This is a genomic window from Cohnella sp. WQ 127256, assembly GCF_024519285.1.
Lineage (GTDB): Bacteria > Bacillota > Bacilli > Paenibacillales > Paenibacillaceae > Cohnella.
In genome coordinates, this window is sequence record NZ_JAMZCY010000004.1 from 17743 (window position 1) to 43741 (window position 25999).

The window sequence follows — 25999 nt, forward strand, 5'->3', positions numbered from 1 at the left end:
CCTTGGTGCCGTAGTCTCCTCAGTATATCATTCTTTGACTGCACCCGAAGCCATGCCTTTGATAATACTAGATTGCAGGAAAAAATATAAAATAAGGATCGGTAGCATCGCCATAACGAGAGATGGGAAGATGACTCCCCAATCATTCGTGTTCTGACCAACAAAAGAGTACACGCTTAGGTTAATTGTCTGTAAATGCGATTTCTGTAAGAACAGTAACGATATAATAAAGTCATTCCATACATTTAATGAGGTAATAATAACGACCGTTGCAGTCACCGGCTTCATGATCGGGAACAAAATGGACCAGAAGGTGCGATAGATCGAGCAGCCGTCAATGCTAGCCGCATCTACCAACTCGCGAGATACGGTCCTAAGAAATCCCGTATATAAGAAAATCGTCAATGATAGATTAAAAGCAGCATTCACGATCATGACACCAAGGTGGGAGTTAACGATATGAAATACTTTCCCTACCTGATAGAGCGAGATCATTCCCATCTGAAAGGGAAGCATCGTACCCGCCAAGAACAATAGATAAATGGCCTTTGATCCTTTGGAATCGCTACGCGACAATGGAAATGCTGCCATCGCCCCGGTTAACACCAGCAATAACACGGAGCCTGCAGTAATGATCCCGGAATTAGTGAAAGCAAGCAGCAGCTTCGCTTCGGAGAAGGCATGGCTGAAGTTAGCAAAGGAAAGAGCAGAAGGCAACGCCAACGGGCTCAACGAGATTTCTTCCGCTGACTTAAACGCGGTGTTGATCATCGATAATACCGGATAAATATAAATCAGTCCTAATACCCACAGCAAAGTCTCCAACAAATAGTTTCTATTACGGGCCATCATTGTGCATTCATCTCCCGTCTACGCAAGTAAGCAAGCAGGGGTAAGGATATTAAGAGAATCAGCAGGAACAACACAATGGATGTCGCAGAACCGAAGCCTGCCTTGTTGCTGCGAAAGCCTTGTTCGAATAGCCGGAAGGTAACCGACTCCGTTGCATAGAACGGTCCGCCCTTCGTCATCAGAAATATCGGATCGAAGATCTTCATTGATCCTATCGCCGATAAAAGCAGGTTGATTGTAAGCGATGGGGCGAGCAGCGGGAACGTGACATTGAAAAAGCGTTGCACCGCATTCGCCCCATCGATAGCAGCTGCTTCTTTCAGCGACTCTGGGATCGTTTGCAAATTCGCTAAATAAATAACCATTGAATAGCCGATAAACTGCCAAACTGACATGACCACGATGGACATAAACGCCATTTTCGCGTCACCTAACCACACTTGCTTCAGCCCATCTAGATGGACCAATTCTAGTACGGCATTAATAACGCCCGAAGGATCGAGCATCCGTAACCATAGGTAGGACACAACTAATGAGCTCAGAATAACCGGTGTAAAGAAGATCATTCTCAGCACTTTCCGTGAACGAATATTCATATCTAATAATACGGCAAGCAGCAATCCAAGTACGTTCTGGATGACAGTGATCAGAAAAGCATATAACAATGTGTTCTTAATTGCCTTTAGGGAAGCGGAGTCGTTAAAAAAGGCTACGAAATTGTCCAACCCGATAAAGACAGGCTTTGTAATACCGTTCCATTCCGTCAAGCTATAGTAGGAGCTACTCAGGATGGGATAGAGCAGGAACGTGATGTAAATAAATAAGGCAGGCAACAAAAAAACCGAGAAGTAAGTTAGCTTATGAACATAATTTCGCATAGGTAGTCGCTTCCTTTCCCTTAAACTCGCTCCTTCTCTGAATCATTCAAAAATGCGGCAGCATGATTCGCCGCCGCATGGTCGTCAGAAAGAGTCAAACCGTTTACTTATTTGGATAATCCAGCAGCATTTTCTTTGTCCATATCCTGTAGGAATTGTTCCACATTGATTTGACCGCCCAATATGCCTTGGGAATTCGGTCCCATCTTATCGGCTACAGCGGTCACCTTCCAACCTTGATCAAGGAAATTCCAGAAGTGACCAGCGGCAATCGCATCGCCGATTTCCTTTAAGCCTGGTTCAAGATCCGGCTTCGCATTTTTATTCGTTGCGAACGCGCTTTGGCTCTTGTCCCAGATTTCTTGATTTTCTGCTTTAGCCCAGAATGCGATATATTTCTTTGCTGCATCTAGATTTTTGGATTTTGCATTTACAGACCATGTCGTTCCAACTGCAGCCGAAGCCCATACATCACCGTTCTTGGATGGCAGGTTAAACATCGCGAAGTCAAGCTCAGGTGCAGCTTTCTTAATGTTCGCATACTCCCAGTTCCCCCAAACCATCATCGCAGCTTTGCCTGTTTGGAAATCCTTCATTGCGGACTCGTAAGTCACGCCAACCGTTTGTGGAGTAAAGTATCCTTTTTTATCAAGATCGAAGAAAGCAGTTAGCATATCATTCCACGTCCCATTGAACTTCGCTTCCCCTTTGTTAAGACGATTGTCGAAATCCTGATCCGCAGCGTAAATCCAAGAAGGCGCCATGGAGTATAGCGCTAGCTTAGCGCCTGAACCATCGTTGTTCGTCATGGAGAACGGAATAACACCACTCGCTTTGATTTTCTCAGCTGCAGCAACAAGATCATCCCATTTACGCGGAGTTTCGATTCCAAGATCCCCAAAAATTTTCTTGTTGTAGAACACAGCTAATGCCGCCATATCGTTAGGGAGTGCATAGAGCTTGCCATCGAAAGTCGTAACCTCTTTCGCTTTGTCCGCGATTTCAGACGCCCACGGTTCATTAGTCAAATCAACAATTTGACCCGCTTCGGCGTAAGGAGCAATCTCAGCACCTGGATGCATCATGACAATATCAGCAGCATCGCCAGATGCAAACCGAGTTTTCGCCAATGCCACATATTCCGCTCCCGGCTTGCCTTCATACTCTACGGTAATACCTGGGTTCTCCGCTTCAAACTTAGCGTTCAGCTCATCCATAGCCCCAATCTCTGCTCCTGCTTTGAAACCAAACGCCGTAAGCTTGATAGTATCACCTTGAGCTTCAGGCTGAGCTGCTGACTCCGATGCTTGTTGTGTTGCGGACGGGCTAGCGCTGGCACTCGGCGATTCAGCCTCATTTTTGTTGCCACCACAAGCGGATAATACACTTAAACATATAAATGATGTTAGAACGACTGATGCTACTTTTTTCAAAATCTTCAACCTCCCTGTTGTATGTGTGTAACCTCCTCTTAATTGTAGATTCGTTCAAAGTTCACTGAAACGAGGCAAAACTCGGATTTGGTTTGAATAATCCAGTACTTAAGCGCTTTCTTTATTTTTAAAATAAAAAAAACGAGCTTTAGCCGAAGCCAAGCCCGTTTATGTATTCCATTCACTCGTTACAACTACCAGCCACTAATCATCTTATAATCCGCTAAAAGGAAAATAAGTAGCGATACCGTGGAGAATCCGATTGCAAGTACATTTTTACGAGGTCTATGCATTAATAGACGCACCAGCCCAATCGCGATTAGGATAGTGAATACAAGCATAAAAATATCAAAGTGTTCGTAAGTGCTCTCTACAGCTCCCGCTACTGTCTCTGCTAAAAACATTAAAGTGACCTCCTTTATCTGACCTAATAAACCCATCTTTATCTATGTTAGCTTCTAGACGTCGCGCTGGCAAGTCCGAAGTTCATGCCGTAACAACTTTGTCACACTTTGCCACCTTTGTTACTATGGCCGACCTACATATAGTATCCGTAAGTAGAGTGCTGCGTATTCCTGCAAGCTGCTGTATTTTTGCTTAATCCCCTTAAATTGAGTTGTACTTCTCTCATGGACTGAAGTGTTTAATTTAATGATTTAGCCGATACTATTGAACAAAACCTTGAGGGAGGAATTAAGTATGTATGAAGAATTGTACTCTATAGCTAATCTCAAGCCTGATGATGTGGAAGAGATCAAGAATATGGAGCACCGCATGTCTGAGAAGGTGGGGCATCCCATTAGCCTAATCGCTTATCAAGCTGAGAACACAAGAGGCAAATCCGATTAAGTAAGTTTCCCTAAGAATGGAAAATAAATATTCGTCCATACTAAAGGGGAATCCATGAATTGGGAGGAACCTACAATGAAAAACAGAATATTAACATTGTTCGCACTTGCAATGTTAATGATCTCAATGCCTGCACTAATCGGCGCTGCCCCTGGTGAACACCACCATTCCGATAAGAGGCCCGTTATAGACTGGAACTCTTATCCCGCTGACATTCAGGCACTCAAAATTCAGCTTGATAATATCAAAACTGAGCAGAAGAGCTTGTTCGAGCAGATGAAGGCACAGCATGATCAAATCAGGGATGCACGAAATGCACTCTCCTCTGATCAACGGAATACACTCAAGGATCCGGCAAAGCAGCTCATCCTTCAAATGAAAACAACACGAGATGAAATTCATGCTCTGCGTAGCCAGAAGCATGAAGCGTGGGACAGCTTTTACGATCATAGTGCTAAAAAGCAATGGAGCTCTGCTAAAAGTGATCTCCAAACGGTTATTAATCAAAAGCAACAAATTATCGTGAAACAGAAAAGCATCGTCAAGCTGCAGAATCAGCTGATTACTCTAATCAAACCTACTACTCAAATGCATATTCATTCTGAGGAGTAGTTAACTTCACTCCAATCAAAAATCACGATAATCCGTAGGAAAAAAAGTTGGTGCAGGAGCCTCCTCCTGTACCAACTTTTTCGTCATGTGCTTAACCTCTAACTAACGTTATCCCAACTAAAGCCTTCTGGTTTCTTATCAGCACTCTTGTGATCTGACTTAAAGACCTTAATGACCTTCTTAGCTTCAAGCTGGTATACAGCCCAACCATAATGATAATGGTCTAGACCACTACTGAATTCGTACGAAACAAGTAGTCGAGTACTGTCTGGACTCCATTCAACAACTTGGATATAAGGATCGAAACGGTCGACTTTCTGCGGATCAAAATCATATCCATTACCCGGATCTGCAATGATGGGAGCTAGAACATCCGGAAGTGAGCGCTCGCCGGTGTTCACATCAATTAATGCTAATGCTCCCCAAATACGTCCACCATATTCCGCACTGATCCATTTGCCGTCTGGGGAATAGATCATCTCTGTAATACTCCCCTCAAGCTGAGTTAATCTCTCAACCTTACCCTCGCGGGCAACCCATAGCTCTCCATCGTTGTATCGGGCTTCATGATACAGGTGGAAAGCCACTTCTCCGTTAACTGGGGACCGAACGAATTGATCTCCATCGAACTGCTCTTGAACGACTGAAAGGGCAAACAAGGCCGCTTGCTGAACTGATTGTTCGCTGTCTTTCGTCAGTTGTTCGATCTCGTCGAGGTCCTGCTGATTAAGGGAGTATTTCAACATCTTGTACACACTAAACCATCTTACCGTTGGATCTGTATGCTTCAATCCTATTCGAACATATTCGAGCGGTGGCTCTGATTCAACGAAGGGGGACATCATCAATCCTTGCTTCGCGAGGGCATTCCAGTAATCGTTGACGTTTCCTACCTCACTAGGAGAAGCTTCATCCGTAGAGCTAGCTGAACTTAACGCATCATGTGAAGGTGAATGTCTCAAGTTGTTATTCGCACATGAGGTCAGTAACACCGCTCCTAAGACGAGTATAAGCAAACTACGAAGCATCTCCAACCTCCTCCGCCCCATCTACCTGCCAGCACTATAGAATCTCCATTACACCTTCAAAAGCGCCGCTTCCGTCCGTGCGCGATCTCTTTCCAATACTGGACCTAGATATTTACCCGTATAGGAATTGCTAACCTTCGATACTTCCTCTGGCGTTCCGGTAGCCACAATCATACCGCCTCCGCTGCCGCCTTCCGGGCCTAAGTCAACGAGATAATCAGCCGTCTTAATGACATCTAGATTATGCTCAATGACAAGCACGCTTTCCCCGGAATCCACTAGTCGATGCAACACTTGCAGCAAACGGTCAATATCATCGACATGAAGACCCGTTGTTGGCTCATCTAGAATGTACAGCATCTTCCCAGTACTGCGACGATACAGCTCTGCCGCGAGCTTCACACGCTGAGCCTCACCACCCGATAGCGTTGTCGCAGGCTGCCCTAGATCCATATATCCGAGACCAACATCCATAAGCGTCTGCAATTTCCGATGAATCTTCGGAATGTTAACGAAAAACTCCGTCGCATCTTCAATCGTCATAGCAAGCACTTCAGCGATGCTCTTGCCTTTGTACTTCACTTCTAACGTTTCACGATTGTACCGCTTGCCTTTACAAATCTCACAAGGAACATACACATCCGGCAAGAAGTGCATCTCGATCTTAATGATCCCGTCCCCTTTACAAGCTTCGCAGCGACCTCCCTTAACATTGAAGCTGAAGCGACCTTTCTTGTAGCCTCTCACCTTGGATTCGTTAGTCATCGCATAGACATCACGAATATCATCGAACACTCCGGTGTAAGTGGCCGGGTTAGAGCGCGGTGTCCGACCGATCGGAGATTGGTCGATATCGATGACCTTCTCTAGGTGCTCGAGTCCGTTGATTTCTTTATAAGCACCTGGTCGTGTCTTCGCTTTGTTCAGATCGCGAGCAAGCGTCTTGTATAGGATCTCGTTGACGAGCGTCGACTTGCCTGAGCCTGAGACGCCAGTAACCGCAGTAAACACACCTAATGGGAATTTGGCATTAAGATTTCTTAGATTATTTTCCTTAGCACCCTTAATCTCTATCCAATTGCCATTTGGTTTACGCCGTTCCTGTGGTACAGGGATAAATTTACGACCGCTAAGATATGCACCTGTTAGGGAGTTCTTATTCGCCATAACTTGCTGTGGTGTTCCTTCTGCAATGACGGTACCCCCATGGATTCCGGCTCCAGGTCCGATGTCGATAATCCAATCCGCGGCCATCATCGTGTCTTCATCATGCTCAACAACAATGAGTGTATTCCCGATATCCCGCATGTGGTTTAATGTTTGGATCAGTCGATCGTTATCGCGTTGATGAAGACCTATGCTCGGCTCATCCAGAATATAGAGAACCCCCATAAGGCTCGAGCCAATCTGTGTCGCAAGCCTAATCCGTTGGGCTTCTCCCCCGGAAAGAGTGCCAGCAGCACGCGACAGTGTCAAGTACTCTAGCCCCACGTTCACGAGGAAGCCTAAACGATTATTGATCTCCTTCAAGATCAAGTTAGCTATCGTTTGCTCTTTCTCGGTCAGCTCTAGCTCAGAGAAAAATTTCTGCGACTCTCCAATTGATAACGAGGTTACATAAGCGATATTTACTTTACCGATTGTTACGGCGAGCGTTTCCTTCTTCAACCGCTGTCCGCGACATTTGCCACAAGGCTTGGCGCTCATATAAACTTCAATGAATTCCCGGATGCCGTCTGAGCCAGTTTCCCGATAACGGCGCTCCAGGTTATGGACGACACCTTCGAAAGGGACTTGCGCGTCACGCGTATGGCCAAATTCGTTCTCATAGCGGAAACGAATCTTCTCTCCTTCTGTTCCGTACAAAATAATCTGCATATGCTTGTCATCTAAATCTTCAACAGGCTTATCCGTCGCAATTCCGAAATGCGCACACACAGCAGCCAAAAACTGTGGATAATAATTTGACGTACTTCCCGCCCAAGCTTCGAATGCGCCTTCTTCAATGCTCTTGCTGCGATCTGGAATAAGAAGCTCTGGATCGACTACCATCTTCACACCTAAGCCATCGCATTCCGGACATGCGCCATAAGGCGAATTGAACGAGAACATGCGTGGAGCTAGCTCATCCATAGAGAACCCACAAATCGGACAAGCCAAATTAGAGTTGAACATTAACTCTTCTTTATCAATAATGTCGACAAGGATTTGACCACCTGAAAGCTTCAGCGCGGTTTCCAAGGAATCCGCAACCCTTGAGGCCACATCCTCCTTCACTACGATCCGATCCACAACCACTTCGATCGAATGCTTCTTGTTCTTCTCTAGCTCGATACTGTCGGCTAGATCACGAATTTCACCGTTCACGCGAACCCGAACAAAGCCTTGCTTCTGGATATCTGCTAGGAGCTTGCTGTGTTCGCCTTTACGCCCGTTTACAATTGGAGCTAGAATCTGCAGTCTAGTTCGCTCAGGGTATTCCATAATGCGGTCAACCATCTGTTCAACCGTCTGTGAGGTAATTTCCACCCCATGATCCGGACAATGCGGCCTACCTACACGGGCGAACATCAAACGTAAGTAATCATATATTTCAGTAACCGTACCCACTGTAGAACGAGGGTTGCGGCTGGTCGTCTTCTGGTCGATAGAAATGGCAGGTGATAAACCTTCAATGGAATCCACATCCGGTTTGTCCATCTGACCAAGAAACTGACGAGCATAAGCCGATAATGATTCGACATAGCGACGCTGCCCTTCGGCATAGATCGTATCGAAAGCAAGCGATGACTTACCTGACCCAGAAAGCCCAGTCAGAACGACGAACTTATCTCGCGGAATCGTAACGTCAATATTTTTCAAATTGTGGGCGCGTGCACCCTTAATGACAATCTTCTCGTTAGCCAAAACGAAAAAGCCCCTTTCGCGACAAAGCGGGGGCTTAGATGTACATGCCAGCCGCAGTCGCACACAAAAACAAGAATGTGTGTTCCCGTTCATTATACAAAACTGCGGCTGTTCATGCAAATGATTTGTAAATTATTGTTTGCCAATATTCTCTACAGCAGTTCCTTGCGAAGCTGCTCTGGGGATTTAGGTGAAAGCAAGCCATACGGGATATCGAATACAGTCTTAGCACCGGCTTGACCCGATTCAGCGATACGGTAAGCAGCACGAGCATAGGCAACAAGAACACTTGCCGTAAATTCGGGGTTACTGTCCAGCTTAAGGCTAAACTCGATCAATTGCGTATTGCTGTTGTTCGCTCCAGTTTGGCCACTGCGGATAACATTGCCACCATGAGGCATCGCTGAATGTTCTGCTTTAAGTACTTCTTCACTAATGAAATGGACAACCGTTTCATAATCCGAGAAGTAGTTAGGCATGTTCTTAATTTCATTAGCTACAGCGTCAGCATCTGCGCCGTCTTTTAATACAACGTAGCATTCCCTAAGGTGCTTTTCACGAGTCGTAAGCTCAGGGTTACTACCCGAGCGGACACGTTCAACAGCTTCGACATGAGGAATCGTATATTGAACTCCGTTGCTTACCCCTTCAACACGACGGATAGCATCGGAATGTCCTTGGCTAACGCCTTTGCCCCAGAACGTATACTCTTTGCCTTCTGGAAGCACAGACTGTGCTAACAAACGATTCAAAGAGAACAAACCAGGATCCCATCCGGTAGAAATAACACTAACATTACCACCAGATTGAGCAGCATCATCCACTTTGTTGAAATACTCAGGGATGAGTGCATGTGTATCGAAGCTATCAACGGTATTGAACAGCTTCGCTAATGCAGGACCTTGCTCCGGCAAATCCTTAGCAGAGCCACCGCATAAAATCATGACGTCGATTTTGCCTTTATATTGTTCAATATCCGAAATGGATACCATTGGTGTACCCGCTTCGATCGATCCTGGATTGCGACGAGTGAAGATCGCTTCGAGCTTCATATCCGGATTCTGACGAATCGCTGATTCTACCCCACGTCCCAAATTCCCATAACCTACAATACCTACTGTGATCGTTTTGCTCACTTCCGAATTCCTCCTAGTTATATGCACTATAGCTATTTTACAACAATCGACGTGTACACAAAAGCATATTTTGTGAAAAAATTACAAACTTCGCGCACTCAGCTGCATCAAATTCCAGCCTTCAATTCAAGTAAAGCATCGCGTAGCTCCGCAGCCCGTTCAAATTGTAAGCTCTTCGCCGCTTCCTTCATCTCGAATTCCAGACGCTCAATGATCGAAGCACGATCCTTCTTCGATAATTTGCTAAGATCCTCTGCTCCAGTGAGGTAGGAGCTCTTCGCTTCAGCAGCCTTAGTCGCTTCAATCAGATCACGGACCTTCTTAACAATTGTCTGAGGAGTGATCCCATGCTTCTCGTTGTATGCGAGCTGGATTGTACGACGACGATCCGTTTCACTGATCGCTTTGGCCATCGAGTCCGTTATTTTATCTCCATACATAATAACGCGTCCACTGGAGTTCCGTGCTGCCCGGCCAATGGTCTGGATCAGCGACCGCTCAGAGCGAAGAAACCCTTCCTTATCTGCATCCAAGATTGCAACTAAGGATACCTCAGGCAAATCAAGACCTTCCCTTAGTAGGTTAATCCCTATAAGGACATCAAATACACCAAGCCTTAAATCGCGTAAAATCGCCATACGCTCTAATGTCTTAATGTCCGAATGGAGATAACGCACCTTGATTCCGACTTCCTTCATGTAGTCGGTTAAATCCTCGGACATCTTCTTCGTTAAAGTGGTCACGAGCACCCTCTCGTCCTTAGTTATCCGATCGCGGATCTCACCTAGCAAGTCATCGATTTGCCCTTTCGTTGGACGAATCTCGATAATCGGATCGATCAGTCCTGTTGGCCGAATGATCTGCTCTACTACAGTCGGGCAAAGCTCAAGCTCGTATGGCCCAGGTGTGGCGGAAACGAAAACAAGCTGCTTCGCCTTTTCCTCAAACTCCTCAAATCTAAGCGGCCGATTATCCTTCGCCGATGGCAGACGGAACCCATGATCAACCAATACCGTTTTGCGTGCTTGGTCACCGTTATACATGGCCCGTATTTGAGGAAGTGTCACATGTGATTCATCAATAACAATCATATAATCATCAGGGAAGAAATCCATCAAGGTATACGGGGTAGCCCCACGCTCACGAAACGTCATTGGTCCCGAATAGTTCTCGATACCGGAGCAGAAGCCCATCTCGGCCATCATTTCCAGATCATAACGGGTTCGTTGTTCAAGCCTTTGCGCTTCTAGAAGCTTACCTCCCTCACGCAGCTCGGCTAATCTTTCTTCCAATTCAGCCTCGATGTTCACCATCGCCCGCTTCATCTTGTCCTCACCCGTCACGAAGTGAGAACCTGGGAAAATGATAACGTGCTCCCGTTGACCTGTAATTTCCCCCGTCAGCACGTCTATTTCCGTAATTCTCTCGATCTCATCACCGAACATCTCGATGCGGATCGCCGAATCTCCCCGAGAAACAGGGAATATCTCGATAACATCTCCACGTACGCGGAAGGTACCCCGTACGAAATTCAGATCATTACGATCGTATTGGATATCAATAAGCTTATGAAGAATATCATTTCGCGATCTCTCCATCCCAACCCGTAAGCTAAGTCTTAGATCCCGATACTCTTCCGGTGATCCGAGACCGTATATGCAGGATACGCTGGCTACGATGATTACATCTCGTCTCTCGAATAACGAAGCGGTCGAGGAATGCCGCATCTTATCTATCTCGTCGTTGATGCTTGAATCCTTCTCGATGTAGGTATCGGTAGACGGGATATAGGCTTCCGGCTGGAAGTAGTCGTAATAACTGACGAAATACTCGACCGCATTTTCAGGAAAAAACTCTTTAAACTCACTGCAAAGTTGCATCGCTAACGTCTTGTTATGCGCGATAATCAGCGTTGGTTTATTCACCTTGGCTATCGTTTGCGCGATCGTGAACGTTTTCCCCGTCCCCGTCGCACCAAGCAAGGTTTGATGCTTCTTGCCTGCTGTAATCCCTTCCGTTAACTGCCTGATCGCCCCCGGCTGATCGCCATCTGGCGTATACTCCGACACTAGCTTGAAGGATTTATGCTCTATACCTGATGCTGTCATTCCCGATATCCCCCTCTCGAATGGTCTATCTTTAATTTAATGGGTATTTGTTCAACCCAGATTTTCTGCAAACAACTTAGAAGAATTCCCCGTAAGTAGAATGTGTGTTCTCATTTATTATATCTTTTTCAACCCCTACCGTCAAAAGCAGCACACGGCATAAACCCACTCCTTATTCCTGACGTAAATATCGTGCATTGCGATAAAATTTGTAATTTAGAAAGACTCGTTTTGTGTCAGAATCAACCCATTTTCTGATATGATATGGGAAAAGGCTTTTCCGTCCGGTGGACGGTAGCAGACTGGGAGAGTGAGTGCAGCATGGGTTTGTTTGATTTCATTAGAGGTCAATTTATAGAGGTCATTGAATGGCTAGACGATAAGGGGGTTCTCGTGTATCGTTTTCCCGCTTATGATAATGCCATCAAAATGGGAGCTAAGCTCATCGTTCGTGAATCTCAGACCGCGATATTCGTGAATGAAGGGCAGATTGCCGATGTATTCGGACCAGGAACGCACACCTTAAGTACTCAGAATCTTCCTGTGCTTACAGCTCTGAATTCGTGGAAGTATGCGTTCAACTCCCCCTTCAAATCAGACGTCTATTTTCTGAATATGACCAATTTCACAGATCAGAAGTGGGGGACGACAAATCCCGTTATTATGCGTGATCCGGAGTTCGGGATTATTCGTATGCGTGGATACGGCAGCTATGCAATTAAAATCAACGACCCTGCCGTTTTCCTTAAAGAAATATTTGGTACAAAACAAGAATTCACTACCGCTAGTATTACCGGATATCTCAAGTCAATCGTCGTTTCTGGCATTAGTGACATGATCGGGGAGGCAAAAATACCCGTTGCGGACCTATCCAGCTCCTATGATGAATTGGGGCAGCTCTCCGTCACTAAGCTCCAATCCCATTTCTCGGGGCTTGGCCTAGCATTAACAAGCGTAACGATTGAGAATATATCGCTCCCGGAAGATGTTGAGAAGATGATAGATCGTAAGTCATCAATGAACATTGCCGGAAATCTGGATCAATACATGAAATTCCAAACTGCTGAGGCGATCCGCGACGCAGCTAACCAGGATGGTGGCGTCGCCGGTACGGGCGCAGGGCTTGGGGCAGGAATGGCGATGGGACAAATGATGGGACAGATGATGAACCAGATGACAAGTCGCCCTCAGGAGCAAGTCCCTGTCACTCCCCAACAGCCGCCTGTACAGCAGCCTTCAACATCCGGTCAACAACAGGCTAGTGGTAAAAAGTTTTGTTCAGAATGCGGCAGTAAGCTAGCTGAAAATGTAAAATTCTGTTCCGATTGTGGTAGCAAAGTTTAAGCGGAGGTGCCTATGAGCACACAGTCCTCAACCACCGCAATCCGATTCCCCTGTGCAGGCTGTGCAGGGCCGATGGTATTCGATGCGGAGAGCCAAAATTTGAAATGCCAGTATTGCAGCGCTGAGCAAACGATAGAGAATATGATGGAGCAACCCCAGGAGCATCCTTTCAGCTGCAGTGACGAGGATATGACTGAGCTGCAGGATTGGGGTACGGAGCAGCAAGCGATTCACTGTGAAACCTGTGGAGGAGAAACCTTGATCCCCGCTAGTCAGACGACGTCGTTGTGTGTGTTCTGCGGATCGCCCAAGGTACTTCCACAGGATGATGTTCGCAGCATTCGTCCGGAGTCGATCATACCTTTTCAAGTATCACGCGACAAAGCCTTAAGCTCCTTCGCGGCTTGGAAGAAAAAACGGTGGTTTCTACCGAATTCATTCAAAAAACAAAATGTAAGCTCGCAGCTAAACAGCATCTATATTCCATATTGGACTTATGACACCGAAACCTATTCGGTATACTCCGCTGAAGTAGGGATCTACCATTATCGGACGGTAACTCGTACAAGGGTCGTTAATGGAAAGACGGAAACCTATACCGCACAAGAACGGTATACCGTGTGGCATTCTACACAGGGCGATTATGATCGTTCGTTCGATGATATTCTCATCCCTGCCTCTGGACATTACGATTCAGGTTTACTTCATAAGCTCGGAGATTTCAACCTAAGTGAGCTTCATATGTATAAGCCCGAATATTTAAGCGGATATATCTCTGAACGATATTCCGTATCCCGCGAACAAGGCTGGGATAACGCCCAGGAAGTCGCCGACGATCAGTTAAAGACGGATATTAAACGCATCATTGGCGGCGATGAAATTCGCAACTTAAGAATCCGAACGACTTTTGATGATATTACTTACAAGCACTTATTACTTCCGGTATGGAACGCTAATTATACGTATAAATCTAAAGCTTATTACTACATGGTTAACGGTCAGACCGGTACCGTCTCCGGTCACGTCCCTCGTAGTGCAATCAAAATCACCTTGTTCACTTTACTCTGCCTAGGTATTGTTGGCGCGATTGTAGTATTGGTCATGATGAACCAGCAGCCTCAAGTTTAAGCTTATGTAGCGTGTGGTCTTACTAAAGTGAAGGTGTAGGATTTTCCTACACCTTCACTTTTTTTATTGTTGTCATTTTATTGTTGTCATTTTATGGTTGACTCGTTTTAATATTTAGCTTATCATCTAAATATAGGATTTAGACAATTAACTAAATATCAAAAGCACCCTCTTTCGGAAGGAGGAACCCATACCATGAATGATGCCTTCAAAGCACTATCCGATCCGACGAGAAGAAAAATACTTCAGCTACTGAAGGAGAAAGACCTTTCTGCAGGCGACATCGCCGATCAATTCAACATCTCCAAGCCAAGCATTTCTCACCATCTAAACATTCTCAAGCAAGCTCAGCTCGTCCAAGACGAGCGGCAAGGACAGAGCATCATCTACTCGATTAACCTCACCGTCATGCAAGAAGCCATGGGTTGGTTTCTCGGCATGATTGGAACAAAAGGAGATCTCCCCGATGACGAACGTTAATGACAATGTTAATGAAACCAAGAAAGCCGCATGGTCCAAACTAGATTGGCTACTGCTTGGAACAAATGTACTACTGCTGGTCATTATGTACCTCGTCTTTAATAACCAACTGCCAGATGAAGTAGCCTCTCACTACAATGTACATGGTGAAGCAGATCGTACGATGGTAAAGTGGAGCTTCTGGCTTATGTATGCCGGAGTTGGTATTGCCTTACCTTCGTTTCTATCGGCAATGCGGTATATCGATCCACGCAAAAAAAACTATTCCCGCTTCGAAGACTATTACAATTTAATGCGCTGGACCATTAGTCTTTTCCTCCATGCAGTATTCTTGCTTCTCATTCTTGATAACCTTGGCCACAACTTACCCACTCTAAAACTCGTTATCGGCGCATTAGGCATCCTATGGATTATCATCGGGAATCGGATGGGACAAGTACGCAGTAACTTCTTCATCGGCATTCGGACTCCTTGGGCGCTGATGAGCGAGAGCAATTGGCGCTCAACACACCGTTTGGGTGGACGATTATGGGTTCTCGCCGGAGTTATCATGTTTGCAAGCGTATGGTTTGTACCCTCAACTTGGGCTACCGGAATTTTGCTAGCTTGCACAATAAGTAGTTCAATCGTTCCAACTTTGTACTCCTATGTTCTGTATAGAAGAGCAAAGGCTTAAGTTTTTCAAAATCCATTTCGAGGAGACATCCATTCTATGAAAAAAATTGCCCTATTACTAAGCATCGCACTTCTTCTCACGACATTCCCTGCAATGGCATCGGCTGCCGGAATCAAGGTCATTGTTAATGACAAAGCCATCACATTTTCTGATGCTCAACCTTATCAAAAGGGAAATGACCTTTGGATTCCCCTTCGACAAGTTGCTCAGGCACTGGGTATGAAGATTGGCTTTACGCAAAGCACAAACAAGGTTGAGCTGACTAAAGCATCTGTAAAAATTGTATTCAAAATTGGTAGTGCTGAAGCCGCTATTAACAATGGCAAGCCTATCTCTTTTGCCACAGCAGCAGTACTTAAACAGAACCGGGTATATGTCCCGACTTCTTTCTTCTCGAAAGTACTCGGACTCACTGCCACTTATCATGCTGATCGTGCAGAAGCCGTCATTAGCGTTCCTAAAGGAGCAGATGATATCCCAACTACTATCGTTAATCAATTAACCGCGGGAGCTTATCAACAGCTATCAGATGATTATTTTGACGAATCGATCAAACCAATCCTAACCGTAAAAGCCTTGCAAACGGGCTGGGAGCAGATTGGCTCGGCGGTTGGAGACTTTGTGGGTATTCAATCGATAGAACAGAATCCTAATGTAACTGATTACAAAGAAATCAAAGTTCTTATCGCATTCTCGAAAGCAAACCTCAACCTCAATCTTAAGCTTAATGACCAAAACAAGATTATCAGCCTTATGCTTGTACCTGCTGAAACCCCTGTAACCCCAGTCGCGACTCCTGAGGGTCTGGTGGAGGAAACCGTTGTAATCGGAGCTGGAACCAAATACCCGTTACCAGGAACACTGACTTTACCCAAGAACGCAAGTGGACCAGTAGCTGCAGTCATCCTCGTTCACGGCTCCGGAGCTCAAGACCGAGACGAGACGATAAATGGAAACAAGCCATTCCGTGATATCGCATGGGGTCTTGCCCAACAAGGGATTGCCGTGCTTCGTTATGACAAAAGAACATTCGCTCACGGCCAAAGCTTTACTCCAGACATGCTAACCACATTCACCGTCAAAGATGAAACGGTCGATGATGCAATCGCTGCCTCCAAGCTAATCAAAGACGACAAACGCATCGATGCTTCCCAAGTGTACATTGTCGGCCATAGCTTAGGCGGCATGCTTGCTCCGCGAATAGATGCTGAAGGCGGAAACTTCGCTGGCTTAGTCATTCTCGCAGGTTCAACTCGTCCGTTATGGGAAATTATTACCGATCAGAACATGGATATCATCAAAACGATCGACGATAAGGATCCCGCGAAAAAGGCGAGTGAAGCGTTGGTTGCCGCCGAGTTACTTAAAGCCCAAAACCTTAGTAAATTGTCCGATTCGGAAGCGATTAAGCAACAAATATTTGGACTGCCCGCTCTTTACTTCAAAGAAATGGACGCCCATAGCACCAAAGATTTTGTAAACAAATTAACTAAGCCTATCCTTGTTCTTCAAGGTGAAGATGATTTCCAAGTATATGCGAAAGATTTCACCCTGTGGAAAGATCAGCTCAAAGGAAACGCAAAAGCGTCCTTTAAGCTCTACCCAGGCCTAAGTCACCTCTTCATTAATTACAGCGGTGAAGGTGAAAATACACTCGAAGAATATAAGCAACCTGGAACTGTCGATTCACAGTTCATTCAAGATATCGCAGACTGGATAAATAAGAAGTAAATCAACGTCTACTATACAGCTTCTAATGTTCAAGCAGCTTTAATCCAACAACCGCACTTACGATCAGACAGAGAAAGAAAATTCTTTTGGCATCGCGGGACTCTTGATAAAATAGCATTCCGACAAGAGTCCCGCCAACTGTTCCGATCGCGGTCCATACAGCATAGGCAGTGCCCATGGAGATGGACCTCATCGCAACTGAAAGCAAACTCAGACTCACTCCAAAACCGCCAACAATCATAAGAAGGTTGAGTGCATTTTTATTATTTTTCAACCGATTCATGCCAAGCACACCAACGACCTCGAACAATCCTGCGATAATCAATACAAGCCACGCCATTACTCTTCCACCTCCTGCACACCAGTTGCAGTCGTCATCTTCAGACCGACAATCCCGATGATTAACACAATGACTAATGCTAGCTTCCCTGCGTCCAATGTGATATTGAAAAAGACCGCTTCAGCAAGCACTGCCCCTGCCGCACCAATACCTGTAAAGACAGCATAAGTCGTGCCCACAGGTAAAGCTTGGCTAACATATAGCAATCCAAAAAAGCTAATAAAAATTCCGAGTACCGTTAAAGTCCATTCCCCCACACTCGTCGCGTGCTTCATACCCGACACCCATCCAATTTCACAACAGCCTGCCAACAATAATACTAACCAATACCGATTCATAGCTACACCTCCATGTTGTATTCTTTCCCTGCGAAGCAAGCATAAACAATTATGTCCGTCATATGAGGGCGGAAAACCGTTTATGAATCGTCAAAAAAACCCGAAAGCATCGCAGGCTGCGTAACGTTTAAACGTCACTTCAAGCCGTCATCGATACTCCCGGGTTTTTATCCCGCCGTGTTCATCCTCGCTTCGATGCAAAGATGCGCTCCCTCTCGGACCGAACCGATGCTCAGCAAAGCACCGTGGAACCCTAGAAAGCCTATTTACTGATGATATCCATCTAAAATACTTCACATCCGACGTGGAGTCAAGACTTGTTTCGAGATTGCGAGCTCCGAGGTGGAAGTCCAGCAGCTTTAGCCGCTTCCTCTTCTTCGATAGCCAAGGCCAGTGCAATTGCGGCCGCTTCCTCTTCTTCCGCTGCTGCAAGCTCTGCCGCCGCTTGCTCAGCTTCTTGGCGTGCTTTCATCGTCGGCGAATTCCCTAGCCTACGTGCTCCTGCTGCCCTAAGCATCTGCCAAATCGAAGCTGAGCGAGACGCTGCAACAAACTCTACGTCATCATCTGGAGCTAGGATCAAGCCAAGCTGGTAATGCTCACCTTCGTAACGCGCACGCTGTAAAAATTTGATGTGGCCATCGCGGTTAGCGACTTCTATTTTGCAAAATGCAGATTGCTTCTGAAGAGCGGCATGCAGCTCCTCCTTATTGCGAACGGTAGACCCGTTTACCTTCTTAATCAATTCACCGGATTGAAAGCCTAACTCACTCGCTGGCGTGTTAGGCAACACAGCAAGCACTTTAACTCCATTCCCATCCTGTGCGAATAAAGGACTACGCCCAGTTTCCCGCATACGGCTGACGACAAGCAAACCTTCATGCAATACAAATGCAGCTACTGCAGCAACTACACTAAGGGGTGACCAGAACTGTGCACCGATCGCGAGCGCCGCAATGGCTCCCCCGTATAGCATGAGCGTGTTTCCTGAAGCACGCGCTTTGTCTTCTGGCCAGAAGCTTGTCGTTCGATCACTGAAGCCAATCAATACAGGAAAGGCTAATATACTCCATGTAGCCGTCTCTCCTACACCCCCAAACAGGGGCATCCACGGAAGTGTAAACCCACCACCCGCTGACGGTATGAGCCACAGAAGGGGAATAGGCCATACACCAGATAGGGAGTATGCACCCAATAGCTTCCCCCTCTTTCCTTGTAGGAACAGAGGAATTGCCTGCTTAGCACCCTGTAAGCGCACCAGAAAGCCTTCCGCAATGTGCAACAGGCCGGCAATAAAGAGTAGTCCTGGAACATCAATAGCCGCAAGTGTATTCAACGCATCAGAGAATGCTCCCGGCGATGCTGTCGCTTCAAGTCCTGTCCACTCAGATAGAGCTTGCAGCAAGCCTAACACGCCTGCTGCATAGGCCAAGCACACATACCGGAGTTGAAAGATGGCAAGTACACCCATAACAATCCAAAGGAACATCAACGTTTCTGAGGTGAGTCCTGCTCCAGCACCAAGTCCTACCAAGGATAATACGATACCAACTGCAACTCCGGCTATGACCCTCGATAGCGTCAAGTACAGGGAACCATAAAGTCTGACGTGGAACAGCTTGCGCTGTAGCTTAACCCCGAGACGTGCATGCCACCATACGAGTATTACCGCGATATAAAAATACGGGAGTGTGAACAATCCAATTACAGCTTGTCCTGCTTCCCGCAATACGTTCACTAGAGGATCCAATTACCCCTCCCCTTTCATCCAGTAAACCGACTTCTTCAATTTATTGCAAAAAGGAAGTTGACCTGTGGTCAACCTCCTAAACTATTCGACAATAGGATGTAAATTCCTTCTCCGTCCTGCCCTATTGGGAATGATTAATTAACTCCCTTGCCTTAGTATGAGCTGCTTGCCATTGCTTATCATAATCTTGATTTTTCAAATTCTGGTACAACACCTCTTCCAGTCGCTGCGCCGTTTCAACATCAAGCTCCCCTGTTGCAGGTAACGATTGACTTGTCTGGAACTTCTCTACCGCTGACTTGGTCGCCAGACTGAAGTATCCATCCGTGCGATCTGCCGGGTAGCCAACCCCTTCGAGGATGTTCTGCAAATTTGTTACCGCTTCACCCGTAACATCGAACTTGAGAACGCGATCCCGTGGTAACCGCGACGCTTGAAAATAGCTTGGTTGGATCACAACGAAATCCGGTGTGATTCCCTTCCCATTAACCCAGGTACCATCAGGGAGCAACCATTTGTATACGGTCAGCTTAACAAGACTACCATCCCCAAGCTCACCATTATAGGATACCTGCATCGTTCCCTTGCCATATGTAGTCTGACCGATGAGCACCGCATCGGCAGATTGCTGCAACGCTCCCGCCAATATTTCCGCTGCGCTGGCACTGCCTTTGTCTACAAGCACAACTAGGGGATAATGCTTATTATTTTTAGCTCCGCGCTCAGCGGTATCTACCTTCTGCTTCCCGTCGCGATACTCATACTGCACAATCGGTTTGCCCTTCTCCATAAATTGATCCGCCACTTCAATCGCAGACTGAAGAAGTCCTCCCGGATTATCTCGAACGTCGATCACGAGAGCTTTTAGTCCTTTGGCTTCCATCAGCGCAAGCTCATCAGCAACCTTTACCGCCGTGTCCTCGTTAAATTGATTGATTTTCAGGTGTCCAACACCATCATCCCCAATCTCGGCAGTTACAGTTTCGCGAGTGATGCGGTCACGGACAAGCTCAAGATCTAGCGGCTGAGTCATACCTTGACGCTGCACCTTAAGCTTAGCCTTCGTCCCTTTGGGTCCTCTTATCTTGGCAATCGCCTCACTAATCGTTAACCCTTGCAAGCTCTCTCCGTTTACTGAAAGCAATATATCCCTTGGCTGTAATCCTGCTCTCTCCGCAGGCGAACCACCGATGGGTGCCTCTACCACAATAGCTCCATTTTCCACGCTTAAGTTTGCACCAATTCCAGTAAAGACCCCTTGCAGTGCATCACTGAACTTCTCGGCTTCTTCTGAGGATTTATATATGGAGTGGGGATCGTGCAACGATTCCACCATCCCCTGAATCGCACCATCGAGTAGCTTATCCCGATTCATCGGCTCAATAAAACGACGCCCAATAAGATCAATAGCTTTGTTCAGCTTATCTAACTCATCTTGCTGTAGACCTAATTTAACATGAGATGAAACTCTACCCGTTTGTTGTTCATTGGAAGACTTAAAGTCCCAATCGGGGAGCTCGAAATAAGCATACGTTGCCATACTGGCAGCAATAGCTGCAAGCACAATCATGGCCACAACGGTGCGACCTCGAAACCACACGTAAACCCCACTCCTCGAATTACCGCATATAGTTACAGTATGACAAGCTTATATCACTTATCCTCGTTTTTAGCTTTGACAAGAAAACAGCCGTCGCCCGACGAGTATGTCGGAAGATCGGCTGTCCCTCATGCTGCTACTTCAAATAAGGCGCAGGATTAACCGGTTCGGAGTTTTTGCGAACTTCAAAGTGCAAATGATTACCAGTCGATTGACCAGTTGAACCTACCAAACCGATTTTCTGTCCACGCTTGACCGTCTCGCCCTTCTTCACAAGAATTTGGCTCATATGGCCGTATAGCGTTCCTAACCCACCACCATGCTCGATAATGACGCAGTTTCCGTAACCGCTCCAAGATTGGGCGATCGTAACCACACCTGACTCCGCAGCGTAGATCGGCGTTCCTTTAGGAGCTGCCATATCCATCCCAGCATGTAGCTTCTTCTTTCCCGTTATCGGATGAGTCCGATAACCAAAAGGGGATGATAAGCGGTAATCCGACTTCAATGGCATGCCCAGCTTGCCGCCCTTGTAGTAGTCCTTAATCCGGTTTTTCTTAGCAATCAGTGCTAAAGCTTCCTTCGCGAGCTTCGTGAGCTCTTTTTCGGATTCTTCACTGATTTCTTCCATTTCTTCAATGTCCTTCGCTAGCTTGGACATCATAACTTCTTTATCGCCTTCTTCTTGCTGAAGCTCAGCCTTATGCTGCTTAGCCTCGGCGTAGAGCTTCTTCACTTCTTCGAGATCCGTCTCCCTTTGCTTTAACAGCTCGGTGACATCCTCCGTATATTTCTTCTTCTCGTCCAGAATGTTGCGATCCTGTGCCGCAATCGATTCCACGGCATCATAACGATTTAGAAAATCAGAGAAGCTTGCCGCACTAAGTAAAACATCTAGGAAAGATACGGGCCCAGCCGTGTATGCCATACGAATCCGCGAGGCCATTAATTCATCACGATTATCACGCTGCTTAATGGCTTCATCAAGCTCTTCCCCTGTTTGATACAGCACTTGTTCTGCTTCCGCTCTCTTGACCTCTGTGTTGTCCAATCTCTTCTGCACGGTTTCGATTCGAGCCAACAATTTCTCTATGTCTTCCTTGGTAGCTACCTGCTTACCTGTTAGCTCATTAATGGTCTTCTCTGCATATCTTTGATTATGCTCCACTCTATCCTTATCCTGCTGAAGCTTCTTCAAGTCCTGATCGATCTTCTCAAGCTGCGATAGAGCTTGTCCGTTATAAGGTTGAGCAATAAGAACAGTAACCATCATCATTACGATTAGAAGTAAAGACTTTCTTTTCACTGTAATCCTCCTTCAGAAACGGACCTGCCGCTTCCAAAAAATCCATTTGTGACCTTTAAACCTTCAAATATCTGCGGACTGAAATCGTACTCCCCCAGACACCAAGAAGTGTCCCAAGTATAATAATCGTTCCTCCAACGAGCGTCCTTACTTCATCTAACGAGGAGAACTCTAGCATGTATAAGCCTACTGTAGTGCTTGTTGTCCGAACGAGCTGAGAATAACCATATAGAAGAAGTGCCGAACTGATAAACGATCCTCCAAAGCCAATAATTGCACCCTCTATAAAAAACGGCCAACGGATAAAGCTATTCGTAGCCCCAACCAGCTTCATAATTGAAATTTCACGCCGCCGAGCGAGGATTGTAATCTTGATTGTCGTTGAAATCAGGAACATTGCCATGATGGCAAGACCAATAACAATAAAAAATCCGATATTACGTACAGCGTTCGTAATACTGAACAGCTTCTCTATCGCATCTTTCCCGTACTTCACTTTGTCGATCGGAGCTGACGGGTCATTTAAGTTAATCGCTGAGATTTGCTTAGCGACGTATGCGATATTTTGCGGGTCGAAGGCTTCAACCTCAAAGGCATCCGGTAAAGGATTATTCTCATTCTCATAACCATCTAGCGCTTCCTTGCCTTCTTCTCCCATACTATCTCGGAACCGCTGCAAGCCTTCAGCCTTAGGGATGTAAGTAACCGACTTTACCTCGGGAATCCGTTTAATTGTTCGTTCAATCTCTTCCGCTTTCCCCTTCTCTATATCGAGCTGGAGATAGACATTGATTTGAACCTGACTATCCAACTGATCCGCGAGCTTGTTAACGTTAAGAGCTAGCAGCATAAATACTCCGAGAATAAATAAGGAGACTGCGATGGAGCTCATCGAGGCGAATGTCATCCACCCGTTACGACCCACATTTTTAACACCTTCACGGAAATGACGGAGGAGGGTACTAAATTTCATAGCCATACTCCCCTCTCTGCTGATCACGAACGATACTGCCCCGTTCGATAGCGATCACTCGCTTACGCAGAGTATTCACGATTTCTTTGTTGTGGGTGGCCATTACGATTGTCGTACCACGGAAGTTAATTTCTTCAAGCAAATTCATGATGCCCCATGATGTTTCTGGGTCCAAATTCCCTGTTGGTTCATCCGCAACAATGACAGCAGGATTGTTAACGATAGCACGAGCAATAGCTACGCGTTGTTGCTCTCCTCCAGAGAGTTGGGCAGGCAAGCTGCTTGCCTTATGCTTTAAGCCGACAAGCTCCAACACTTCCATCGTACGACGCCTTATTAAGCGACGTGGTGTTTCGATGACTTCCATGGCAAATGCGACATTGTCGAATGCCGATAGCTTAGGTAATAGCTTATAGTCTTGAAAGATAACTCCGATATTACGACGTACATACGGAATTTTGCGATGCTTCAGCTTGCCTATATTGAAACCATTAACGGAAATTTGTCCTTTGGTCGGTACTTCTTCACGGTAGATTAACTTCATGAACGTAGATTTACCTGCACCAGATGGACCCACTATGTATACGAACTCATTACGATCAATTACGACGTTCACGCCTTGCAAAGCGGTTGTACCATCAGCATAGGTCTTCCAAATATCCTGCATTTCAATCACGGTATCACTTCCTGTTAAGATTCAGACTTTAGTTACTTCGACATCATGCATGATAATCCTCTCCATGTCGATGATCTGTTCGGGAAATATGTCGATTCTTAGCCTGTAAAGCTAGGCTAGGCTTGCCCTTTAGGTATTTTTTAAGAATTTTTTAATTTTTGATGAAAACGAACTGCAAAAATTGAAGTATAACTATTTAGAAATATTTGTAACTTAGAGATAACGAACTGGAGATGAATTCCCGAATGAAAAAGGGTTGGTTAATCACGGTCCTTCTAGCTCTTGTAGTCGTAGGAGTCGGGGCTGGTGGAGCAATGAGTTACGGTAGTGATGATACACTCCCCGAGGACTTCAAGGTCGGTGATTTACATGTTGGGGGTCAATCTCCAACCGATGCATTAAAGAAGATTCAGCAGCGTGTAGATGATGCTGAGAATATCAAGGTGACCGTTCAGGGGTTAGATGCTTCTGCTACGGACGTTCTATCTGATCCTACATGGACACTGAAGCAACTCGGCATGAAGGTTGATGCTTCAATTGCTTTGAAGGCAATTCAAGATTATGAGGATGCCTCTTGGTGGGATCGTGCAATGCTGCGATATCGTAGTAACATACAAACGAACTATGAGTATACGGTGACCTGGGATGACCAAATGTTGCGAAAGGAAGTCACTGCGTCATTAAACTCTTCTACGGGGACAACCGCTAAAGAAGCTACCCGAACCATTAATGATAACGATGAAGTCGTCTACACATCTGAAGTAGTAGGTACGAACCTCGATCTTCCTTCGCTGCTCGCTACGATAAAATCATTTGAACCTAAGAGCTTGACCAGCGAAAACAACAAGGAATCCAATGGCTCGGGGCAATCTACACCTGAAATGTCTGGGGCGCCCCATACTATTGAACTCCCTCTAATTAGGACTGTTCCAGAAGTGACATTAGCCTCATTAAAAAATGAAGGTATCGATCGTAAGATTATCGAATTCACAACTTCCTTCGCCACAAGTGCTGAAGGGCGTTCCCATAACGTAACGGTTGCCGCCCAAGCGTTAAACGAGACGTTACTCATGCCGGACGAAATATTCGAATATGGAAAAATTGTCGCCAAGGCGGAAAAAGAGTACGGCTATAAAGAGGCACCCGTTATTCTAAAGGGGAAGTTAGTTCCCGGGATGGGCGGTGGGATTTGCCAGGTATCCAGCACGCTGTATAATGCAGCTTTGTTGACGGGGTTGGACATCATCGAGCGGCGCAACCATTCTCTCGTCGTCAGTTATTTGCCCAAGGGGCTGGACGCGACCTTTGCGGATGGTTTCGTGAACTTCAAGTTTCGCAACTCCACGGGCAAGCAATTATTAATTCGTACTGTCGTAAAGGACAAAACCTTAACTGTGAAGCTTTTTGGGACGATGCCGGGCAATATCACTTACCAGACGGAATCCGTGCAGGTGAAGGTCAATCCTCCGAAAATCGTCTATGTCGCCGATGAGAACATTACGCTAGGTAAACAGAAATCCCTGCAGAAAGGCGATTCAGGCTATGTGGTCGAATCCTTCTTGATTAAGAAGATAGACGGAGAATTCGCCGAACGGAAGAAGCTCTCCAAGGATACCTACCGCACACAGGATTCCTTGATCGCGGTAAACCCTAGTGATCCGAGGCTACTCCCTGAGGGCACTACGCCGGTTCCTGGGGTAAAGCCGGGGACAACGAAGGAGCCAAGCAAGACTCCCGCTCCAAGCGGCGAGGAGATCGTTGAGCCGGTGTAAGAGGAAGAAAGGAGGACAGCGTCAACAGACGCTGTCCTCCCCCTCGATTCGGCGGTGATACTTTCGATCGGCACCTTTATTC

General features: G+C 46.2%; 23 protein-coding genes and 1 riboswitch. Of the genes, 8 read left to right on the forward strand and 15 right to left on the reverse strand.

The window, feature by feature from the left end:
• Positions 1 to 27: 27 nt before the first annotated feature.
• The 4 genes from M1K58_RS11785 to M1K58_RS11800 all read right to left on the reverse strand — a co-directional run bounded on the left by M1K58_RS11785 (position 28) and on the right by M1K58_RS11800 (position 3567).
• A complete protein-coding gene (locus M1K58_RS11785) occupies positions 28 to 852 on the reverse strand; it encodes a carbohydrate ABC transporter permease (protein WP_256759058.1) in 825 nt (274 codons plus the stop codon).
• Positions 849 to 1730, reverse strand: coding sequence for a carbohydrate ABC transporter permease (locus M1K58_RS11790; protein WP_256759059.1), 882 nt, complete (start codon positions 1728 to 1730; stop codon positions 849 to 851). The genes M1K58_RS11785 and M1K58_RS11790 overlap by 4 nt, the downstream gene beginning before the upstream one ends.
• A gap of 107 nt (positions 1731 to 1837) precedes the next feature.
• Positions 1838 to 3163: an ABC transporter substrate-binding protein gene (locus M1K58_RS11795; RefSeq protein ID WP_256759060.1), complete on the reverse strand. Its 1326-nt coding sequence runs from the start codon at positions 3161 to 3163 to the stop codon at positions 1838 to 1840.
• Positions 3164 to 3357: 194 nt separating this feature from the next.
• A complete protein-coding gene (locus M1K58_RS11800; RefSeq protein ID WP_256759061.1) occupies positions 3358 to 3567 on the reverse strand; it encodes a hypothetical protein in 210 nt (69 codons plus the stop codon).
• A 295-nt stretch (positions 3568 to 3862) separates the two neighbouring features.
• On the opposite strand from M1K58_RS11800, the gene M1K58_RS11805 reads away from it, so the two are divergent.
• Positions 3863 to 4012: a hypothetical protein gene (locus M1K58_RS11805; protein ID WP_256759062.1), complete on the forward strand. Its 150-nt coding sequence runs from the start codon at positions 3863 to 3865 to the stop codon at positions 4010 to 4012.
• 75 nt (positions 4013 to 4087) lie between these two features.
• On the forward strand, positions 4088 to 4624 hold the full coding sequence (locus tag M1K58_RS11810; protein WP_256759063.1) for a hypothetical protein: 537 nt from the start codon (positions 4088 to 4090) through the stop codon (positions 4622 to 4624).
• 98 nt (positions 4625 to 4722) lie between these two features.
• Here M1K58_RS11810 and M1K58_RS11815 read toward each other — a convergent pair whose 3' ends face one another.
• From M1K58_RS11815 to uvrB, 4 genes are all read right to left on the reverse strand, one after another.
• Positions 4723 to 5652 (reverse strand): hypothetical protein, encoded by a 930-nt coding sequence (locus M1K58_RS11815; RefSeq protein WP_256759064.1) that lies wholly within the window; start codon positions 5650 to 5652, stop codon positions 4723 to 4725.
• A 48-nt stretch (positions 5653 to 5700) separates the two neighbouring features.
• Positions 5701 to 8559 carry an excinuclease ABC subunit UvrA gene (uvrA, locus tag M1K58_RS11820; protein WP_256759065.1) on the reverse strand — a complete coding sequence of 953 codons (2859 nt, stop codon included), beginning with the start codon at positions 8557 to 8559 and terminating at the stop codon, positions 5701 to 5703.
• Between the two features lie 152 nt (positions 8560 to 8711).
• A complete protein-coding gene (locus M1K58_RS11825) occupies positions 8712 to 9695 on the reverse strand; it encodes a diaminopimelate dehydrogenase (protein WP_256759066.1) in 984 nt (327 codons plus the stop codon).
• A gap of 107 nt (positions 9696 to 9802) precedes the next feature.
• Positions 9803 to 11803, reverse strand: coding sequence for an excinuclease ABC subunit UvrB (uvrB, locus tag M1K58_RS11830; protein WP_256759067.1), 2001 nt, complete (start codon positions 11801 to 11803; stop codon positions 9803 to 9805).
• 321 nt (positions 11804 to 12124) lie between these two features.
• Between uvrB and M1K58_RS11835 the strand changes: the two genes are divergently transcribed.
• From M1K58_RS11835 to M1K58_RS11855, 5 genes are all read left to right on the forward strand, one after another.
• The gene (locus M1K58_RS11835) at positions 12125 to 13147 is read left to right on the forward strand and encodes an SPFH domain-containing protein (protein ID WP_256759068.1); all 1023 of its coding nucleotides are present in this window, start codon (positions 12125 to 12127) and stop codon (positions 13145 to 13147) included.
• 12 nt (positions 13148 to 13159) lie between these two features.
• On the forward strand, positions 13160 to 14275 hold the full coding sequence (locus M1K58_RS11840) for a hypothetical protein (protein ID WP_256759069.1): 1116 nt from the start codon (positions 13160 to 13162) through the stop codon (positions 14273 to 14275).
• A gap of 195 nt (positions 14276 to 14470) precedes the next feature.
• Entirely contained in the window at positions 14471 to 14755 is a 285-nt protein-coding gene (locus tag M1K58_RS11845; protein WP_256759070.1) for an autorepressor SdpR family transcription factor, read from the forward strand.
• Positions 14742 to 15431 carry an SdpI family protein gene (locus M1K58_RS11850; protein WP_256759071.1) on the forward strand — a complete coding sequence of 230 codons (690 nt, stop codon included), beginning with the start codon at positions 14742 to 14744 and terminating at the stop codon, positions 15429 to 15431. Before M1K58_RS11845 ends, M1K58_RS11850 begins: the two co-directional genes overlap by 14 nt.
• Positions 15432 to 15467: 36 nt before the next feature.
• Complete coding sequence (locus M1K58_RS11855; RefSeq protein WP_256759072.1) at positions 15468 to 17162, forward strand: alpha/beta fold hydrolase; 1695 nt, start codon at positions 15468 to 15470, stop codon at positions 17160 to 17162.
• A 22-nt stretch (positions 17163 to 17184) separates the two neighbouring features.
• Here M1K58_RS11855 and M1K58_RS11860 read toward each other — a convergent pair whose 3' ends face one another.
• From M1K58_RS11860 to ftsE, 7 genes are all read right to left on the reverse strand, one after another.
• Positions 17185 to 17502, reverse strand: coding sequence for a DMT family transporter (locus tag M1K58_RS11860; protein WP_256759073.1), 318 nt, complete (start codon positions 17500 to 17502; stop codon positions 17185 to 17187).
• Positions 17502 to 17840, reverse strand: coding sequence for a DMT family transporter (locus tag M1K58_RS11865; RefSeq protein WP_256759074.1), 339 nt, complete (start codon positions 17838 to 17840; stop codon positions 17502 to 17504). The genes M1K58_RS11860 and M1K58_RS11865 overlap by 1 nt, the downstream gene beginning before the upstream one ends.
• 154 nt (positions 17841 to 17994) lie before the next feature.
• Positions 17995 to 18108, reverse strand: a riboswitch (guanidine-I (ykkC/yxkD leader).
• Between the two features lie 42 nt (positions 18109 to 18150).
• The gene (locus tag M1K58_RS11870) at positions 18151 to 19590 is read right to left on the reverse strand and encodes a PDZ domain-containing protein (protein ID WP_256759075.1); all 1440 of its coding nucleotides are present in this window, start codon (positions 19588 to 19590) and stop codon (positions 18151 to 18153) included.
• A gap of 121 nt (positions 19591 to 19711) precedes the next feature.
• The gene (locus tag M1K58_RS11875; protein WP_256759076.1) at positions 19712 to 21190 is read right to left on the reverse strand and encodes a S41 family peptidase; all 1479 of its coding nucleotides are present in this window, start codon (positions 21188 to 21190) and stop codon (positions 19712 to 19714) included.
• 136 nt (positions 21191 to 21326) lie between these two features.
• Positions 21327 to 22496 carry a murein hydrolase activator EnvC family protein gene (locus tag M1K58_RS11880; RefSeq protein ID WP_256759077.1) on the reverse strand — a complete coding sequence of 390 codons (1170 nt, stop codon included), beginning with the start codon at positions 22494 to 22496 and terminating at the stop codon, positions 21327 to 21329.
• Between the two features lie 55 nt (positions 22497 to 22551).
• The gene (gene ftsX / locus M1K58_RS11885; protein WP_256759078.1) at positions 22552 to 23469 is read right to left on the reverse strand and encodes a permease-like cell division protein FtsX; all 918 of its coding nucleotides are present in this window, start codon (positions 23467 to 23469) and stop codon (positions 22552 to 22554) included.
• Positions 23459 to 24145, reverse strand: a complete 687-nt coding sequence (ftsE, locus tag M1K58_RS11890; RefSeq protein WP_256759079.1) for a cell division ATP-binding protein FtsE — start codon at positions 24143 to 24145, stop codon at positions 23459 to 23461. Before ftsE ends, ftsX begins: the two co-directional genes overlap by 11 nt.
• Positions 24146 to 24390: 245 nt before the next feature.
• On the opposite strand from ftsE, the gene M1K58_RS11895 reads away from it, so the two are divergent.
• A complete protein-coding gene (locus M1K58_RS11895; RefSeq protein WP_256759080.1) occupies positions 24391 to 25917 on the forward strand; it encodes a VanW family protein in 1527 nt (508 codons plus the stop codon).
• Positions 25918 to 25999 lie beyond the last annotated feature (82 nt).

Bases quoted from the DNA above. Each gene is read 5' to 3' on its own strand.
- M1K58_RS11860 (WP_256759073.1), bottom strand. From the start codon at position 17,502: ATGGCGTGGCTTGTATTGATTATCGCAGGATTGTTCGAGGTCGTTGGT.
- M1K58_RS11785 (WP_256759058.1), bottom strand. From the start codon at position 852: ATGATGGCCCGTAATAGAAACTATTTGTTGGAGACTTTGCTGTGGGTA.
- M1K58_RS11850 (WP_256759071.1), top strand. From the start codon at position 14,742: ATGACGAACGTTAATGACAATGTTAATGAAACCAAGAAAGCCGCATGG.
- M1K58_RS11815 (WP_256759064.1), bottom strand. From the start codon at position 5,652: ATGCTTCGTAGTTTGCTTATACTCGTCTTAGGAGCGGTGTTACTGACC.
- M1K58_RS11805 (WP_256759062.1), top strand. From the start codon at position 3,863: ATGTATGAAGAATTGTACTCTATAGCTAATCTCAAGCCTGATGATGTG.
- M1K58_RS11790 (WP_256759059.1), bottom strand. From the start codon at position 1,730: ATGCGAAATTATGTTCATAAGCTAACTTACTTCTCGGTTTTTTTGTTG.
- M1K58_RS11865 (WP_256759074.1), bottom strand. From the start codon at position 17,840: ATGAATCGGTATTGGTTAGTATTATTGTTGGCAGGCTGTTGTGAAATT.
- M1K58_RS11835 (WP_256759068.1), top strand. From the start codon at position 12,125: ATGGGTTTGTTTGATTTCATTAGAGGTCAATTTATAGAGGTCATTGAA.
- ftsX (WP_256759078.1), bottom strand. From the start codon at position 23,469: ATGAAATTTAGTACCCTCCTCCGTCATTTCCGTGAAGGTGTTAAAAAT.
- M1K58_RS11840 (WP_256759069.1), top strand. From the start codon at position 13,160: ATGAGCACACAGTCCTCAACCACCGCAATCCGATTCCCCTGTGCAGGC.
- M1K58_RS11845 (WP_256759070.1), top strand. From the start codon at position 14,471: ATGAATGATGCCTTCAAAGCACTATCCGATCCGACGAGAAGAAAAATA.
- uvrB (WP_256759067.1), bottom strand. From the start codon at position 11,803: ATGACAGCATCAGGTATAGAGCATAAATCCTTCAAGCTAGTGTCGGAG.
- M1K58_RS11855 (WP_256759072.1), top strand. From the start codon at position 15,468: ATGAAAAAAATTGCCCTATTACTAAGCATCGCACTTCTTCTCACGACA.
- M1K58_RS11810 (WP_256759063.1), top strand. From the start codon at position 4,088: ATGAAAAACAGAATATTAACATTGTTCGCACTTGCAATGTTAATGATC.
- M1K58_RS11895 (WP_256759080.1), top strand. From the start codon at position 24,391: ATGAAAAAGGGTTGGTTAATCACGGTCCTTCTAGCTCTTGTAGTCGTA.
- M1K58_RS11800 (WP_256759061.1), bottom strand. From the start codon at position 3,567: ATGTTTTTAGCAGAGACAGTAGCGGGAGCTGTAGAGAGCACTTACGAA.